General features: G+C 34.8%; 17 protein-coding genes and 1 pseudogene. 13 read left to right on the plus strand and 5 right to left on the minus strand.

The window, feature by feature from the left end:
• Positions 1–12 precede the first annotated feature (12 nt).
• Both U860_RS0112145 and U860_RS0112150 read right to left on the minus strand, forming a co-directional pair.
• Positions 13–1,137, minus strand: coding sequence for an anti sigma factor C-terminal domain-containing protein (locus U860_RS0112145; RefSeq protein ID WP_025148738.1), 1,125 nt, complete (start codon positions 1,135–1,137; stop codon positions 13–15).
• A 5-nt stretch (positions 1,138–1,142) separates the two neighbouring features.
• Entirely contained in the window at positions 1,143–1,628 is a 486-nt protein-coding gene (locus U860_RS0112150) for an RNA polymerase sigma factor (protein ID WP_025148739.1), read from the minus strand.
• A 137-nt stretch (positions 1,629–1,765) separates the two neighbouring features.
• On the opposite strand from U860_RS0112150, the gene U860_RS0112155 reads away from it, so the two are divergent.
• Both U860_RS0112155 and U860_RS0112160 read left to right on the plus strand, forming a co-directional pair.
• Positions 1,766–2,668, plus strand: coding sequence for an AraC family transcriptional regulator (locus tag U860_RS0112155; RefSeq protein WP_002170763.1), 903 nt, complete (start codon positions 1,766–1,768; stop codon positions 2,666–2,668).
• 67 nt (positions 2,669–2,735) lie between these two features.
• A complete protein-coding gene (locus U860_RS0112160; protein ID WP_025148740.1) occupies positions 2,736–3,083 on the plus strand; it encodes a YxiJ family protein in 348 nt (115 codons plus the stop codon).
• A 23-nt stretch (positions 3,084–3,106) separates the two neighbouring features.
• Here U860_RS0112160 and U860_RS0112165 read toward each other — a convergent pair whose 3' ends face one another.
• Both U860_RS0112165 and U860_RS0112170 read right to left on the minus strand, forming a co-directional pair.
• A complete protein-coding gene (locus U860_RS0112165) occupies positions 3,107–4,849 on the minus strand; it encodes a HAMP domain-containing sensor histidine kinase (RefSeq protein WP_025148741.1) in 1,743 nt (580 codons plus the stop codon).
• Positions 4,850–4,858: 9 nt separating this feature from the next.
• Entirely contained in the window at positions 4,859–5,560 is a 702-nt protein-coding gene (locus U860_RS0112170) for a response regulator transcription factor (RefSeq protein WP_025148742.1), read from the minus strand.
• 139 nt (positions 5,561–5,699) lie between these two features.
• On the opposite strand from U860_RS0112170, the gene U860_RS0112175 reads away from it, so the two are divergent.
• The 10 genes from U860_RS0112175 (at position 5,700) to U860_RS0112220 (ending at position 16,776) form a co-directional block, all read left to right on the plus strand.
• Positions 5,700–6,548 (plus strand): type II CAAX endopeptidase family protein, encoded by an 849-nt coding sequence (locus tag U860_RS0112175; RefSeq protein ID WP_025148743.1) that lies wholly within the window; start codon positions 5,700–5,702, stop codon positions 6,546–6,548.
• A 291-nt stretch (positions 6,549–6,839) separates the two neighbouring features.
• A complete protein-coding gene (locus U860_RS0112180) occupies positions 6,840–7,139 on the plus strand; it encodes a hypothetical protein (RefSeq protein ID WP_025148744.1) in 300 nt (99 codons plus the stop codon).
• Between the two features lie 325 nt (positions 7,140–7,464).
• Positions 7,465–8,733 (plus strand): M48 family metallopeptidase, encoded by a 1,269-nt coding sequence (locus U860_RS0112185; RefSeq protein WP_025148745.1) that lies wholly within the window; start codon positions 7,465–7,467, stop codon positions 8,731–8,733.
• A gap of 135 nt (positions 8,734–8,868) precedes the next feature.
• A complete protein-coding gene (locus U860_RS0112190) occupies positions 8,869–10,596 on the plus strand; it encodes a HAMP domain-containing methyl-accepting chemotaxis protein (RefSeq protein ID WP_025148746.1) in 1,728 nt (575 codons plus the stop codon).
• A 216-nt stretch (positions 10,597–10,812) separates the two neighbouring features.
• The gene (locus tag U860_RS0112195; protein WP_025148747.1) at positions 10,813–11,709 is read left to right on the plus strand and encodes a DMT family transporter; all 897 of its coding nucleotides are present in this window, start codon (positions 10,813–10,815) and stop codon (positions 11,707–11,709) included.
• A 402-nt stretch (positions 11,710–12,111) separates the two neighbouring features.
• Positions 12,112–12,786, plus strand: a complete 675-nt coding sequence (locus tag U860_RS0112200) for an S-layer homology domain-containing protein (protein ID WP_025148748.1) — start codon at positions 12,112–12,114, stop codon at positions 12,784–12,786.
• A gap of 186 nt (positions 12,787–12,972) precedes the next feature.
• Entirely contained in the window at positions 12,973–14,562 is a 1,590-nt protein-coding gene (aceB, locus tag U860_RS0112205) for a malate synthase A (RefSeq protein ID WP_025148749.1), read from the plus strand.
• 23 nt (positions 14,563–14,585) lie between these two features.
• Positions 14,586–15,863, plus strand: coding sequence for an isocitrate lyase (aceA, locus tag U860_RS0112210; protein ID WP_025148750.1), 1,278 nt, complete (start codon positions 14,586–14,588; stop codon positions 15,861–15,863).
• A 304-nt stretch (positions 15,864–16,167) separates the two neighbouring features.
• Complete coding sequence (cspA, locus tag U860_RS0112215) at positions 16,168–16,371, plus strand: RNA chaperone/antiterminator CspA (RefSeq protein ID WP_000301522.1); 204 nt, start codon at positions 16,168–16,170, stop codon at positions 16,369–16,371.
• A 126-nt stretch (positions 16,372–16,497) separates the two neighbouring features.
• Positions 16,498–16,776, plus strand: a complete 279-nt coding sequence (locus tag U860_RS0112220) for a hypothetical protein (RefSeq protein WP_025148751.1) — start codon at positions 16,498–16,500, stop codon at positions 16,774–16,776.
• 49 nt (positions 16,777–16,825) lie between these two features.
• On the opposite strand, the gene U860_RS0112225 is transcribed toward U860_RS0112220, so the two are convergent.
• Entirely contained in the window at positions 16,826–17,011 is a 186-nt protein-coding gene (locus U860_RS0112225; RefSeq protein ID WP_025148752.1) for a hypothetical protein, read from the minus strand.
• A gap of 309 nt (positions 17,012–17,320) precedes the next feature.
• Between U860_RS0112225 and U860_RS0112230 the strand changes: the two are divergent.
• Positions 17,321–17,518 (plus strand): annotated as a pseudogene (locus tag U860_RS0112230) (competence protein ComK); the annotation flags it as partial.
• Positions 17,519–17,543: the final 25 nt, after the last annotated feature.

Here is a 17,543-nt window from a genome sequence, read left to right on the forward strand (position 1 = left end):
CTACTTCTTTTATTAATTGTCAAACCAATTCCAAATTTCAATATCTCCAAGAGTCGCATAACGTACGTGCGGTGAATTTTGTAATTTTAATAACTCTTTCGACGGTCCAGTAATGACAATTCCGTATACTTTTACGCCGTTATCTTTTACATATTTATAACGTTTATCTAAGTTCAGTTCGTTTTCTTGAAGCGAAGCAACTTTGCTTACCGTTTTTTTATGTGTAGAAAGAATGCGCATCATTTCGATTACTTTATCTTCTTGCGTTTTCTGCTGGTCTGTTTCACTATCAAGGAATCTTATATGTTCTGGAAATCCGATAGATTCCCCGCTGTGTAGGATGAAATTTTCTACATCTTTTTTCTCTTCTCCTGTTTCTAAAGCGTACCATACAGGAGTTGGAGGGAGTTCTTGTGCTTCAAATACGCTATATAAAAGTGGTTCTAATTCTTTTAAAGTGTAAGCTTTGTCAAAAGATATTGCTATTTCTGCAACGGTTCCATCATGTACTTTTGTAAGTGTATCCCATACTTTTTTTGAAGATTCCTTTAAATAATCGCCTTGCTCTGTTTTGGGATGAACAAAGAATAGTTTTGGTTGATAGAATGGATTCATCCAAGCTTGGTTCGTGACATCTACAGATGATAAGAAGCTTTTTGTTTCTACTGTACCGAGTGGCATTTCTTTTTTACCGACGGTTTTTACTAAATCAAAGTGGCTATTTGTGCGAAAGAAAGCTTCTACACTTGTTCCGCCCCCCATAACACGGCTATTTGGAATGGTCGCTTCAAGTGCAAGAGAAGGAACCTCTCTAATTTCTTCTAGCCTTTTGTCATTATCAGCTTGAAAATAAAAGGCGGATAATACCCCGCCGATCATATATATAACGATACAAATTGCTAGTATAAAACCAAACGTTTGCAAACGATGTTTCCACTTAATTTTCCAAAAAGGAACTTTAAGATCTTTTGGCGGTAACTTTTTCTTAACTGGCTCTGTTTTTGCTAACAACTCACTCAAATGAGCTTCACATTCTTCACATGTCTCAATATGACTTTCTAACTTTTCTTGTTCATCATGTGTGAGCGTTCCTTTTTCATATTTCTCCCACAGTTTTTTAAACTCTGCACAACCCATCAGTATCACTCCTTTATACTTCTTGTTTCTTTTCGTCCTCGGTGTAATTCAATTTTCACCTTTGCTAACGAGAGACCGATCATGTCTGCTATTTCCTTATAGGAGAATCCGTAGTAATCTCGTAGTAGTAACACATTTCGTCTTTCGAGCGGAAGAGAGGATAAACTTTGTAACCAACTAGTAATCTCATGTTTTACGAAATATGCATGCTCTGTACTTGGCACGTTTGGTAAATGGAATTCTTCAACTGTAGTTGTTTTATATTTCTTTTCTTTTCGGTACCAATCGATAAAGGCGTTATAGGCGATTGTAAACAACCACGGCCTAATTTCTTCTCCTTTATAATAGTCAATGTGGACGAGCATTCGGTAAAATGTTTCCTGCATGAGATCTTCTGCATAGTAGAAATCTCCGGTTAGGGAGAGAAGATAGTGAAATAAATCATGCATATGCTCTGAGTAAATTTCTTCTAATGTTTGACTTTGTTTCACTACATTTCCCTCCCTTCATAAATAACAACGAAATACATATAAAAAAGTTACAACTTTTTATGGAATTATAGTAAAAAACGTCAAGAATTGGATAGAGTTCTCTTTTATCATAATACATATAAGGCGGGTGAATAGAGATGGAAAGCTATGAAACACAAATTCAAAGGTCAATTGATTATATTGAAGAAGATGTAATGGAAAAACAAACGCTGCGTAATTTAGCTCGTATTGCAGGTTTTTCTGAATCGCATTTTCATCGAGTATTCCAGGCGTTAGTAGGTGATACAGTAATGGAGTATGTTCGGAAGAGGAGGTTAGCCCGGGCAGCTTATCAACTTTCTCATACGGATGAAAAAGTTATTGATATCGCATTTGAACATGGCTTCCAATCTCATGAAACGTTCACGAGAGCCTTTAAAAAATTATTTCAAATGACACCAAGTGAGTATCGAAAACAAGAAATTGAAACACCGATGTATTATAGAGTCAATGTAAAACAACGAAAATTAAATCCATATTTAGGGGGCATACAAATGGAATATCGTATTGTAAATAAACCGGAATTTTTAGTTGCTGGATATGAATTGAAGACAACGAGTAAAGAAGGGAAAAATCATCAAGATATCCCGGTCTTTTGGCAGGAATATTTACAAAAGGATCTTGGAACGACGATTCCGAATCGTAAAGATACGAGCCAATGGGTAGAGCTTGGACTATGTACAGATTTTAATTTAGAAACAGGGGACTTCACATATATTATCGGAATGGAAGTTACAGATTTTGAGAATGTACCGAGTACAATTGCACAGCGTACGTTCCCGGCCGCAACATATGCAGTATTTACAACACCGAAAGTTCCTCATGAAGAAATGGTATCTTCTATCCATCAAACGTGGAATGCAGTATTCTCAGAATGGTTCCCGCATTCAGGATATGAACATTGCGGAGTTACAGAGTTTGAACTATACGATGAGCGTTGCCATGAAGATAAGAGTGAGTTCGCTCAAGTGGAGCTTTGGATCCCGGTGAAGAAGAAATAATAGGAGAAAAGCGAATCATTGAGAGATGGTTCGCTTTTTTATAAGGGGAGAATGGGAATGGGACATAGTGAAAATTAGATTAGAACTTTGTCAAAAACTTGAATGTATGAAAAGGAAATTAGAAATTCCATACCCATCAGAAGATATAGAAAGAATTGAAGAGGAATATAAGACAGAGTCTTTTGCGGATGATTTTTATAATTATACGTCATTAATAGATGGAAGTTTGAGTTATGTTCTTGCTTCTAAAAAGATTCCGAAGTTTCAAAGAGAGTTGTTGTATGAAAGCTTTTTACAAACTTATCCGGAATATTTGTTTTTGGGTAACACGGAACAATATGCGGAGCTGACTCGTCAACTTAATATATATGAACAGGCGCGGAAGCTGTTAATTGTAGTTATAGGAGAAATATAAAAAGGCACTATATAGCGCCTTTCCTACGAATGAAACGGAAACACAAGAATAATCGCCGTTCCTTTCCCAAGTTCACTATCAATGGAAATCGTTCCGTTATGGGCATGAACGAGTTGCTTTGTAATGGCTAGGCCAAGCCCGGTTCCTATGTTGCTTTCTTCTGTATTTGTTCCTCTGTAATATCTTTCGAATAAAAGTTCTTTCGTTTTATCATCCATTCCTTTTCCGTTATCTGAAATAGATAGTGTAAATGAATTTGCATTTTGCGAAAGTTTTACGATTACGTTTGTCGTTTCATTATTATGTTTTACAGCGTTTGCTAATAAGTTTTCGATAATACGCTGGAACCATTTTTCCTCAATAAAATATTGGATTTTGCTTGAACTTGGCACAAATTCAATGTTTTGATTTTGTAGTGTCGGGTTATTAATAAATTGTAATAGTACTTTTTGGACGAACTGATTAATTTCAACATTTACGTGTTGCGCAGGAAGAGTATCATTTTTTAGTTGATACGTTAAGCTTAAGTCGTCAATTAATGTAGTCATATATTGAGATTTTTCTTTCATTACATGACCAAATTGTTGAATGTCTTGATCAGTCCAATTGTATTGCTTCGATTCTAGTAATAATGCATAGCCGTATATAGAGCTAAGCGGTGTTTTTAAATCATGCGTCAAACCAGTAATCCATTCTTCACGTGTTTGTTGCAGTACTTTTCTCATTGCATCGTTCTTTTTCAAAGTAATAGAAAGATGCTCTAGTGAGTTTGTAACATCTTTAAATAGGCGGAACGACCATTTTTCTTTACCGGATCGCCTGAATCGAACAGGTTTCCCTTTTTTATTAACAGGCTCTTCGTACTTTCCACCAGCGATATTTTTAAGCCAGCGCATCGCATGTAATAGCGGTTTTCCAAACTTATTTCCATACCAAATAGATAGAATGACTAAATAAACAAAGACGATAAGAAGGATTAATCCGCATCCGATTAGAAACTTTTTAGTAAATACATCCTCAATTTCGTCATCTGGGTAGTAGTGCTCATTTTTTGCTGTTACGACGAGAAGATGACCGCTATTTGCGTCGTAAAAGCTCGACGTGTTTTCTTTATGATTCCACGGTTCTTTTTCGTTAAGGGCAGTCTTAATTGCTGAAAATGCTTTTTTTTCTTCAGTTGGATAGGAAAATAATTCCTCGCCATCTTTATTAAATATTTGAAGTGTTGCTTTTTCTTTAGAAAGCAACTGTGTTTCTTGATCTGTTAATGCGAACGAATCCATTGTTAAAGAAGGATGCCCTTTTTGAATGGTTTTCAGTAATGTATTGCTTTTTAACATACCACCGTAAATAACAAGTACTTTCTTTTCTTCTAATTCAATTTCCCAATATGTAAATTTGTAATTACTCTCCATATGATGTTGTACATATGCAAGTAAAGATGTTTTCGTATAAGAATTCGGGACATCATTTGGTGTATTAAAGTGGTAGAGGACCTTTCCATTTTCATCTACAACTTGAAGCCAGTCGCTTTTTTCCTTTATTAGGTCTTGTACTTCAGTTTTTAACGAAATATCGCCATCTTTTGAAGAGATGTATCTGGAAATTGTAAAACTATCAGAATCTGGAATATTAGGTTCGTATGAAGTGCTAGAAACAAGAAAACTTAAATAAGTGAAAGCAGCGACTACAGCAATAAGTAATGTAACTAAAACAAATACGTGTTGAAGTATAAATTGAATAATAAGTCTTTTATTTAAATTCATATGACCAACCTACTTTGTAATGAACTTATAGCCAAGTCCACGAACTGTTTTTATGTATTCTGGTTTACTTGGATCTTGTTCAATTTTTTCACGTAGTTTTCGAATGTGAACCATAACAGTATTATCATCTCCATTATAGGCAGGCGCTCCCCACACTTTTTCATATATTTCTTCCTTCGAAAATACGTAGTTTGGATTCTCACAAAAGAAGAGTAGTAGTTGAAAGAGTTGGGCGGAGCATTCGACAATGCTACCATCTATTGTTAGTTCCGCAGAATGTTGATCGATTTCAAACCTCCCAAATGAAATGGAGTGTGTTTTTTGTTCTTGTATACTTGGTTTCATATGTCTTCTAAGTTGGGCTTTCATACGAGCCACTACTTCTAGCGGATTAAATGGCTTCGTAATGTAATCATCCGCACCGTATGAAAATCCAGATATTTTATCTAAATCAGATGTTTTCGCTGTTAGGAAGAATATAGGACAATCTGTCTTTTGGCGAATGATAGGACAAATATCGAAGCCGGACTGTCCAGGAAGCATTACATCTAAAATAATTAAATCATATTCATTTTGTTCAATGAGAGATAAAGCTATTTCCGCAGATGTTGCAGTTGTAATATGAGAAAACCCTTCTTTTTCAAGAATGGTAGTTAGTAATTGTAAAATTGCTGTTTCATCATCAACGAGTAAAATGCTTGCATGATACATATGAATCCCTCCTAATTTTCTCGAATATCATATCATCTTTTTGTAACTTATGGAATTTTTAAGGGAATTTTAAGGTTTTCTTTCACAAAAAATTAAGATTCAAATGATATGATAAAAGTAACATGGGGAGGAGATGAGTGTGAATCCGTTTCAAACGATGCGAGCTAGATATTTTTTAATTGTATTTGCACTATTAATTTTGGTAGCACGAAGTAGTAATGAATTGCTAGAAAGTACATTTCATATACAGAATTCTTCTTTTATAAGTATTCTTATATTTTATATCCTTCCGATAATGTGGCTCTTTTATGAGTATAGAAAGCACCGTGTTTCATTTGTACACTTTATTAATAAAAACGAAGCATTTAACCTGGTGCAAGTTTTGTATATCGCGATTATACTATGTGCTTTTAGTTACGGCTATCTTATTTTGTACATGTACAGCTTTGCATGGATTACACCAGATTTTATTATGAATGCACTACATGAACCAATTATAGATAGTACAGGGGGATATCTATACCAAGTTATTATGGTTGTATTTATTGCACCTATTATTGGTGAATTTGTTTTTCGAGGATTTTTACTTCAGCGTTTTGCAGCAAAATGGGGAACTAGCATAGCGATGATTGCTGTAGCACTTTTATTTGCTTGTTTACATGTTGATTTCCTCGGTGCAGTCGTGTTTAGCATCGTACTATCAATTGTATATATTCGTACGAAAAGCTTACTCATGCCAATGGCTATTCATATGTTAAATAATGCGTTTGTACTCGGTGCTTCTTTTCTAGTAAGCAGAGAAAAAATAATGAGTTTTGCAGATTTTTCGAACTATACGACATTCTTTCCGGGACTAATTATTTTTATAGCGGGATTGAATTTAGTACTCATCTTTTTATTTGTTAATCGCAAATATTGGAGTAAAGAAGTTCCGGCTATATATGCGGAGAAGGCAAGAAGGTTTTCAAACGCAGTGGGAGACAAATAAGATGAAGCAGACGTTTGAGAAAATATTGGAGGAAATGTAAAAGCTTTTGTGAAGAGATCCTGTAGTAGATACAATCGTCTTTCAGGAGTCTTATTTTAGGGACATTAATAATAGTCAATTTTATTGTAGAAGAAATGATGAAGCGCATCTTCAGACAGTATGTGAAAAATGAAGAGAAGTATGTTAGGGTTCATAAAATTTTTGAAAAGTAATGGGGGCTTGCATTTTGTTTTATTTTATGAAAACTAAAGCATCATTAATTCGAAATTTGAAAGGGGTGTATAAATTTATATGAATGAAACGATATCGTCAAATAAGTTTTTTTATTTGATTCTACTTAGTTTAGTGCTGATTACGACAGTAAATGTTGTTCTTCGCTGGGAGGAAGCTTACTTTTTCATGTATTTAGCGCTCCATTTATTAGGGGTTTTATGTATAAGTGGTGGAATAGTTGCTCAGAAAAAGCAAGAAGAAAGTGTTAACTACATGTGTGTGACCGGTCTTATTTTACTTTTAGCTGTACAAGGTATTATGAAATATAGTTCTTTTTCTTTGCAAGATTTTAGTTTATTAATAGATGTGCTTCCTTAAGGAGGATAATTATCTATGTTATCGAAGTAGCAAATAGGATATATATTTGTTTTAGTCGGTTTTATTACGATTATTATAACGACGCTATTTTTCCAAGACTATGAATATGTACGTTATGTAAAAGGTGCTGGTTTGTAAGTGCGTTTCTTATACCAGATTATGAACCAAAGAAAGTGTCTAAAAATAGGTGAAACTCTTCTTGTAATAGAAGAGTTTTTTTATGTAAATAGAAGGAGCTAGAACAATTCTAACGATTAGCTTGTTCTAATTTAGAAAGTACGAACTTACAATAATAATAGACAGGCAGCATAGAGGAGGGAATAACGTGAGGAAAGTTATTAGGTGGTCGCTTTTTTTGTACGTTGGTTTTGCGCTATTTATATACTGGTATTTATTTGGATGGAATCATGAAATTATTCCGGACATGTATAAAGGAACGAGTGCAGATCCACAAACATTTATGAATGCAAGAGAGCTTACGCTAAGCCAAGATTATTCGCGCGTGAAAAATTTACTTTTCTTTTTAGCAACACCTCTTGAATGGATTATTTTACTGTTTGTGCTCGTGCTCGGTATTTCAAGACGATTTGAGAAATGGTCGAAGGAAACGACTAAAATAAGCGTCTTGCAAGTCGCGATTTATTTCTTTTATTTATCGTTACTTACAACAGCACTATCATTACCAGTACAATGGATCGGGCGTAAAGTATCTGTTGATTACGGAATTTCAACGCAAAGTACACAAAGCTGGATAAAAGATCATGTCATCGATTTTTGGGTGAATTATGCTACGATGTTACTCATTGTTTCTGTTCTTTTATGGCTCATCCGTAAATTCCCGAAGAGATGGTGGTTAGCAGGATGGGCACTCTCTGTACCGTTTACAATCTTTTTAACATTCATACAGCCTGTTATTATTGATCCACTTTATAACGACTTCTCGACGCTGAAAAATAAAGAATTGGAAACGAAAATTTTAGCTATAGCAGACAAAGCAGACATTCCAGCTAAACACGTATATGAAGTAAATATGTCGGAAAAAACGAATGCGTTAAATGCATATGTAACAGGAATTGGCCCTAATGCTCGCATTGTAATGTGGGATACAACACTTCAGCAATTAAAAGATAAAGAGATTTTATTTATAATGGCCCATGAAATGGGACATTATGTAATGAAACATATATATTGGGGCGTTGCGAGTTATGTCTTGATATCGTTTATAGGTATGTATTTAATTAGTCGTATTTTAAATATGTGTATTCGAAAATGGGGAGATACATTGCAAATTTCAAAATTGGCGTGTTTCTCAATTTTACCTTTATTTTTCTTAATTTCTTCTATATTATCTTTTGCGGTAAGCCCTGCATCAAATTACGTATCTCGTATAGAAGAACGAGCGGCAGATCAATATGCTTTAGACATGACGAAAGATGGTAAATCAGGGGTGAAAACTTTTCAATACTTATCAAAAACAAGTTTAAGCCAAGTAAACCCGCCGGCATTAGTGAAGTTTTTCTTATACACGCATCCGCCGATTTTTGAAAGAATTCATACGTTCGAACAATATGGGAAACAAAGCAAAAAGAAGTAGCGATTATGCTACTTCTTTTTTATAGAAATATAAGTTTGATATTGGGAATATTTATCATTGTTTTTTATTGTGATTTTGTAAATAATAAGCTATAAAATTCTAAAAATCTGTATATAAAGGAATAAAGGTGGAAATATGTATTTTTTACAAAATTTAAAAGTGAAGTATAAATTATTCTCGCTTATCTCATTAGCCGTTTTGGGCATGGTAATTATGAGCTGTGTAGCAATTAATTCTATTAATAAGATTAAGCAGGATACAGAGGTTGTAGTAGATGATTATCAATATTCTGCAATTTTATTAGAAGGAATGCTTCGCACACAAAATTCTTTAGAATATAACTTACTAGAATTAATTACAGTGTCACAAAATGAGGGGGCGAATAAAGAAGGAATTATTGGTAATATTAAAAAGGATCTTAAAAAATATGATTCTTTATTAAAAGAATATGATGATGGCTTCGATTTAAGTAAGCAAGAGGATGAGCTGTTCCAAAAGATGAAGAAGTCTTTACCAAGTTATATGGATACATATAAAAAGTTGTTTGAAAAAGCGAAGGTAACAAACGAATCTCAAATGGTAAACGAATTTCAAAAGGAATTAAAACCAAAGGGAGTAGAGCTAGCTGGTCATGCTGTAGATTTAGAAGCGTATGTTTCAAATTTAGCTGACCAAGTATTTAAAGATTCTCAAAAAATGATAGATCGGTCCATGATTACTTTTATAATTCTTGTAGTAGTTATCACAATCGTTATATGTATAGTAAGTTATATTATTAGCAAGCTCATAGTTGCTCCTTTACAAACGGTTAGTGTTATGATGGAAAGAGCAAAAGAAGGAGATTTAACTGTACATGGTGATTATAATGCCAAAGATGAATTAGGTGTATTAGTAAGTGATTTTAACGAGATGATTGCAGGGCTAAGAACGAATATGCAAGAAGTAGATAATAATATCCAGCTTTTATTCCAACATGCAGATGGAGTAGTATCTGCATCAGAAGTATCTAGCAGTGCAGCAAAGAAAATCACTATATATATTGAAGAAGTTGCAAATGCGGCAGAGAGCCAAAAACAAGCAATGGAACAAACGGCGGGTGCAATGGAAGAATTGACACAAGGAATGCAAAATATAGTGGATACATCCTCCTTTGTAAATGAATTGTCTGCACAATCAGCATTAGACGCAGAGAGTGGTAATAAGTTAATGAAGCAAATGATTCAACAAATGGATACAAGTCAAGTTTCAGTATATAGTGGTGTTAAGCAAGTAGAGGCTATGAAGGAACAATCAGAAGAAATTGTCAAAATCATTGATGTTATGCAAGGTATTACATCTCAAATTAATTTATTAGCATTAAACGCCGCAATTGAGGCTGCACGTGCTGGGGAAAGTGGAAGAGGGTTTGCAATTGTAGCGGATGAAGTACGAAAATTAGCAGAACAATCTAGTGATTCTGCAAAACAAATTGAGAAGCTTATTACTCAAGTTATGGGAACAACGAATCATACGGTAGACATGATGGGAAAAGTAGATAATGAGGTGCAAGCAGGTACACAAGTAGTAATGCACACAGAAAAAGTATTTGGAAGAATCACAGAAAAAGTGCAACAAGTATCTGAACAAATTCAAACGGTATCTATGTCTACAGATGGAATTGCAGCGAGTAGTGAGGAGATTTCTGCTTCTGCAGAAGAAATGACCCGAATTTCTCAAAGATCATCTGATCGAACTGATAGGGTAAAAGAGTCTATTCTACAACAAAAAAAATCTGTTCAAGAAATCTCGGTTTCAATTGAACATCTGCACAGCGTAACAGGGGGATTAAAACAGATTGTTTCCCAATTTACTCTTCAAAAGTAGTAATGTGTTTAAGTATATATATTGGTGAAACTCCTCTCAATAAATAATAAAAGATCATCCTTTGTAAGAAAAAAAGGATGATTTTTTCATGGGATTTTTTGATAGATCCTACCTTTGACATTCTCTTTTTTTTACAGTTTTTTAATTGTAATATATAATAATATGTAATGTTTTTAGAATTTTTAGTTTATAAAAAGCAATTGGAGGAGGAGAAGGTTGTTTAATAAAAAATCAATGCCGGCTATAAAAATGATTCTTTCGATGTCTATTTTCGGATCGATTGGATTTTTTTCAGTACAAACAGGTTTACCTTCCTTTGAATTAGTGTTTATTCGCTGTATTTGTGCGACTTTATTTTTAACATTATGTTGGTTCGTAACGGGGCAATATAAAAGTGAGAAATGGAACAAAAAAGAAATTATACAAATATTAGCTTGTGGTGTATTTCTCGTTTTTAACTGGGTATTTTTATTTAAAGCATTTGAAGTAATGTCGATTACAATTGCGATTTCTGTCTATCATCTTGCCCCAATCATCGTATTAATGATTGGCAGTATCGTATTTAAAGAGAGGCTAACAGTATTTGCGGTTATGTCGATCGTTATTTGTTTTATCGGTACAGTTTTAGTAGCTGGTGTAGATGGGAATGTATCGTTAGAAAAGTTAATGTCATCTGGAATGGTGTGGGCACTTCTTGCAGCGTTATTTTATGCTTTTACAACGTTGCTAGGAAAAGGAATTAAGCATACGAGTGCATATGCGATGACATTTTTACAAACATTTTTAGGCATATTTTTATTATTACCATTTATAGATTTCGGGGCGTTTCAAGGACTATCACAAACTAACTGGACGATGATTCTCGCAACAGGACTTATACATACAGGGTTCGTGTACTACTTATTTTTTGACAGTTTAAGAGAGTTACCGACGAGACTTATTTCTGTATTAGTATTTTTAGATCCTGGCGTCGCAATTTTATTAGATACCGTCTTTACTGGATTCAAACCGACTAGTATGCAAATTGTAGGGATTGTTCTTATATTTGTAGGAATGGCGCTTACTTTCTGGAAGCCGAGGGATGAAAGAGTGAAAGTGTACTCAGAAGCATGATTTATTATGATAATTGAATAACATTGTGAGGTTTTGGAGTTTTCAATATAATCAAAAAGAGGTGAAAAAAGAAAATAGTAGGGTGGAAATATTTCAATTATAGTAATATGTTATTTTGGAAAAAGCGCAAAAGTTTTGCGCTTTTTTCTTATATATTTTACGTATATTTATTCACCTTAATGCAAATCGGGAATTGACTACGGATGGAAAAAATAGGTTTTTCGAGGTGACATTTCACGAGAAATAGATGTTATTTAGTAACTTTATTATCAATGACGTGTAAAGAGAAGTATGTGAAATATAGTTCATAAATTAGACAAAATTTATACAGATAAGTATATTGTTACTTTATCATTAATTCTTTATATTAGAAAAAAAGTATGTTTTTAGGGGGAAAATGCGGTGAAGAAAAAGTTTTTAAAAGTAGCAACAGCTTTAACAATTATGGGTGGAGTTGTATTAAGCGCAGAAGGTAGTACAGCGAATGCTGAAGTAGCTGTGAAACAACAACAAGCTGTACCTGGCACATTTAAAGATGTACCAGCAGGACATTGGTCTTATGAAGCAATTCAAAACCTAAAAAACTGGGAAATTATTGCTGGTTATGGAGATGGAAGATTCGGTTTTGGTGATAATGTAACACGCGAGCAAGTAGCGGCGTTAATTTACCGTGCGATTGATGGGGACCAATACTTTGATGAAGATCATGAGTTTGTAAGTACATATAACGATATTGTTGATGATAACTCAACAATGTTCCCAACTGAAATTTTAGCATTAACAGAACTAGAAATCTTTAAAGGTGATGATAGTGGAAACTTCAGACCAAAAGATACGTTAACACGTGCAGAAATGGCACAAATTTTAACGGAAACATTTGAATTACAAGTAAAAGGTACACCAGGATTTAAAGATGTACCAGCAGGACATTGGGCAGCTAAGGCAATTAATGCAGTAGGTTCAAATGGTATTTCAGCAGGTGACGGTTCAGGTAACTTTGCACCAGGTATGAAAGTAACACGTGAACAATATGCACAGTTCCTATACAAAGCAATTTTAAATGATCAGCAACAATAATTTATAAAAAAGAGCCAGTGTTATACAACACTGGCTCTTTTTTGTGTTGAAATCATAATGGATAAACACAGTTTTGTAAAAAAACATTAAATTTTCAAAAAAAACTTCCTTTTCTGAAGATTTGTTATATAATATAAAACATAAAATCAAATCTGTTATAAAACAGTTTAAGAAGGGGATGCTAATATGTCGACGCAAACTTCACGGGTTACACTCGTCGGAGAAATATTACCAGCGTACAACGAAATATTGACACCTGAGGCGCTTAGTTTTTTAAAGGAACTACATGAAAATTTCAATGAACGCCGCACGGAACTTTTGCAAAAACGTGTGGAGAAACAAAAAAGAATTGATGCAGGGGAGTTTCCGAAGTTTTTAGAAGAAACAAAGCATATACGTGAAGGGGATTGGACAATCGCCCAGCTTCCGAAAGATTTAGAGGATCGTCGTGTGGAGATTACTGGACCGGTAGATAGAAAGATGGTCATTAACGCTTTGAATTCAGGAGCACATCTTTTTATGGCAGACTTTGAGGATTCGAATTCACCGACTTGGAGAAATGCTGTCAAAGGTCAAATTAACTTACGAGATGCTGCTAAGGGAACGATCTCACATAAAAATGAAAACGGAAAAGAATATCATTTAAATAGTAAAACAGCTGTATTAATTGTGCGTCCGAGAGGGTGGCATTTAGAGGAAAAACATATGCAAGTTGACGGGAAGAACATGTCTGGCAGTTTAGTAGATTTTGGTCTGTACTTTTTCCATAATGCGAAGGAGCTTTTAGCAAAAGGAAGTGGCCCGTACTTTTACTTACCAAAAATGGAAAGTTACTTAGAGGCAAGATTATGGAATGACGTTTTCGTATTTGCTCAAAAGTATATCGGCATTCCGAATGGAACGATTAAAGCGACTGTGTTAATAGAAACGATTCACGCTTCATTTGAAATGGATGAAATTTTGTATGAACTAAGAGATCATTCTGCTGGTTTAAACTGTGGACGATGGGATTATATATTTAGTTTCTTAAAAAGCTTCCGTAATCATAATGAATTTTTACTTCCGGATAGAGCGCAAGTCACGATGACAGCGCCATTTATGCGCGCGTATTCTTTGAAAGTTATTCAAACGTGTCATCGTCGTAATGCACCAGCAATCGGAGGGATGGCAGCACAAATCCCAATTAAAAATGATCTGGAGGCAAATGAAGCAGCTTTTGAAAAAGTGCGTGCTGATAAGGAGCGCGAAGCTTTAGATGGTCATGATGGGACTTGGGTTGCCCACCCGGGACTTGTACCGGTAGCGATGGAAGTATTTAATTACATTATGAAAACGCCAAATCAAATTTTTAGAAAACGTGAAGAAATACGTATAACAGAAAGGGATTTATTAGAAGTGCCAGTGGGAACGATTACAGAAGGTGGCCTTCGCATGAATATTAGTGTCGGTATTCAATATATTGCATCTTGGTTAAGTGAACGGGGAGCAGCTCCAATTTATAACTTAATGGAAGATGCGGCAACAGCGGAGATTTCAAGAGCACAAGTATGGCAGTGGATTCGCCATGAGGGTGGAAAGCTAAATGATGGCCGTAATATTACTTTTAAATTGATGGAAGAATTGAAAGAAGAAGAATTAGCGAAAATAGAAAGAGAGATTGGTAAGGAAGCGTTTCAGAAAGGGAGATTTGAAGAGGCAACAAAACTGTTTACAAATCTTGTTCGTAACGATGAGTTCGTACCGTTTTTAACATTACCGGGTTATGAAATTTTATAAAAAAAGAAAAGGGGATGGAACATATGAAAAACGAAAGAATCGAGAAATTACAAGAAAGCTGGGAGTTAGATGAGCGCTGGAAAGGGATCGAGCGCCCGTATTCAGCTGAAGATGTAATTCGTCTGCGCGGATCTATTGATATTGAACATACGTTAGCACGCCGCGGTGCAGAGAAGCTTTGGCAATCACTTCATACAGAAGATTATATTAATGCACTTGGGGCATTAACAGGAAACCAAGCGATGCAACAAGTTAAAGCGGGATTAAAAGCAATTTACTTAAGCGGTTGGCAAGTAGCGGCAGATGCGAACCTTTCTGGACATATGTATCCTGACCAAAGCTTATATCCAGCGAACAGTGTACCAGCTGTTGTAAAACGAATTAACCAAACACTTCAACGTGCTGATCAAATTCAACATATGGAAGGAAGCGGTGATACAGATTATTTCGTACCAATTGTGGCTGATGCAGAAGCGGGATTTGGTGGACAATTAAACGTATTTGAGTTAATGAAAGGTATGATTGAAGCGGGTGCATCAGGCGTGCATTTTGAAGACCAATTATCTTCAGAGAAAAAATGCGGACATCTAGGCGGTAAAGTACTATTGCCGACGCAAACGGCGGTTCGTAATTTAATTTCGGCACGTCTTGCAGCGGATGTAATGGGGGTACCGACAATTATCGTCGCAAGAACAGATGCAGATGCGGCAGATTTAATTACGAGCGATATCGATCCTGTTGATCAAGAGTTTATTACAGGGGAAAGAACGCCAGAAGGATTTTATCGTACGAAAGCAGGACTTGATCAAGCAATCGCGCGTGGTTTAGCGTATGCACCGTATGCAGATCTCGTTTGGTGTGAAACGTCTGAGCCGAATTTAGAAGATGCAAAGGACTTTGCGGACGCAATTCATAAGAAATATCCAGGGAAGCTACTCGCTTACAACTGTTCTCCTTCATTTAACTGGAAACAAAAACTAGATGAAAAAACAATCGCGAGCTTCCAAAAAGAAATTGCATCATACGGTTATAAATTCCAATTTGTAACGCTTGCTGGATTCCATGCATTAAACTACGGCATGTTTGAATTAGCGCGCGGTTATAAAGAGCGTGGTATGGCAGCATACTCTGAATTACAGCAAGCAGAGTTCGCAGCAGAAAAACATGGTTACTCTGCAACGCGCCATCAACGCGAAGTTGGAACAGGTTACTTTGATGAGGTAGCACAAGTGATTACAGGTGGTACTTCATCAACGACAGCATTAAAAGGATCTACGGAAGAAGCGCAGTTTACGAAATAAAGATAGAAGTAGGTGCCTATTATGGGCACCTACTTCTATTTTATTGAAATTGGCATAGTTTTTTTATAAGAAATACTAAAATTTTGAAATTTTATTTTCAAAAAAGCTTGTACATTTTATTTTAAGTATGCTATGATAATTTCAGTTGAATAGTTAAATTAAGCAATCCATATATTATCAAGTGCCGAAAACGAACGAGAAAAAGTATGTGAGAACTAGTTTATGTTTCGTGTTTGATAATGTGTGGATTCTTTTTTTATACAGGAAGACTAAAAAAATTGTATTTTCTTAGGAGGAAATAATCATGGCAGTAACAGGACAAGTAAAATGGTTTAACAACGAAAAAGGCTTCGGTTTCATCGAAGTTCCAGGCGAAAACGATGTATTCGTACATTTCTCTGCAATCGAAACTGAAGGTTTCAAATCTTTAGAAGAAGGTCAAAAAGTTAGCTTCGAAATCGAAGAAGGTAACCGTGGACCTCAAGCTAAAAACGTAATCAAACTATAATTTTATAGTTTATGATGGAAAAAAGGATGGCTTATGCCATCCTTTTTTTTATTGAGATATATGTACGTGACTATTATATTGGTAATAAAGGCGAACCTTCTGGTGAATAAAGGAAGGGGGATATGTATGATTGAAAAGCATAAAAATAAAGTTATACTTGATGTTTATCGTGGTAATGAAGAAAGTTTGCAGAGCACGATTGAAGAGATAAAGGCGTATTCGAAAACTTATGAAAATGATAAAGTGACGGTAATTGATTTGAAGAAACCACACTCTAATTTTTTAGATGAAGAACAATATATAATCATATTACAAGTTGAAAGAGACACAGAGAATCTCGGAAGAAAATATGAATATGAAGAAGAAGAAAAAATAGTAGGTTTTTTTGGGGATGAAGAAGAGTGAAGGAAATGGTAATCGGTATGTAAAAAGGCTTTCCATAAAGGAAGGCCTTTTAGTGTTCTTTTACAGCTCTTTTCTTTTCACGTTTCTTACATTCAGGGCATTTAGATTTACGAAAAGGTTTCGCAAAGAGCAGCAATATAAAAAATAAACCAAATATAATACTAGCTGAATTTTTTACGATAACAATGCTGCTATTTTTCATTTGGATCGTTGGATGATCATGCCTTTCTTCCATGAGAGACCTCCACATATCGAATTTATACTTCAATTATAGCAAAAAGAACTGCTGTAATTATATGAAAAAAGGAATGTATTGCATCTTACAAATGGCATGAATTCTTTTTTTTTACATATAGAATCCTCTTTTTATATAGGTTGTTTCAACATTATGTGTATATTATTATTAATGAATTTATAGTGTGTTTGATAAATTATAAGTGTTTGTAAAGAATTTTAGAATGTAAACCATTTCCTTTTTACAGATGCTACAATTATTTATGCAGCTGCTACTATAAATGGAAAATGAAAAAGGAGACAGTAGACTATGGAAAGTAAAGTAGAGCGTTATGTCGAAAACTATGTTGTAAGCAAAAATACGATGGCCTTACTTCCTGTTGTTCTAAGTGAAAAAAAGGTCGTTACGCGAATTGTTGAAATGGAAGATTCTTTTTTCGTATTTCAAAAGCCACTTGATATTATAGAAAGAAGTTGTCGGAAACATGGTTCTAGTTTTTTGGGGCAAAACATCTTGTAATACATAAATGAAT

Source organism: Bacillus sp. H1a (assembly GCF_000633475.1).
Lineage (GTDB): Bacteria > Bacillota > Bacilli > Bacillales > Bacillaceae_G > Bacillus_A > Bacillus_A paramycoides.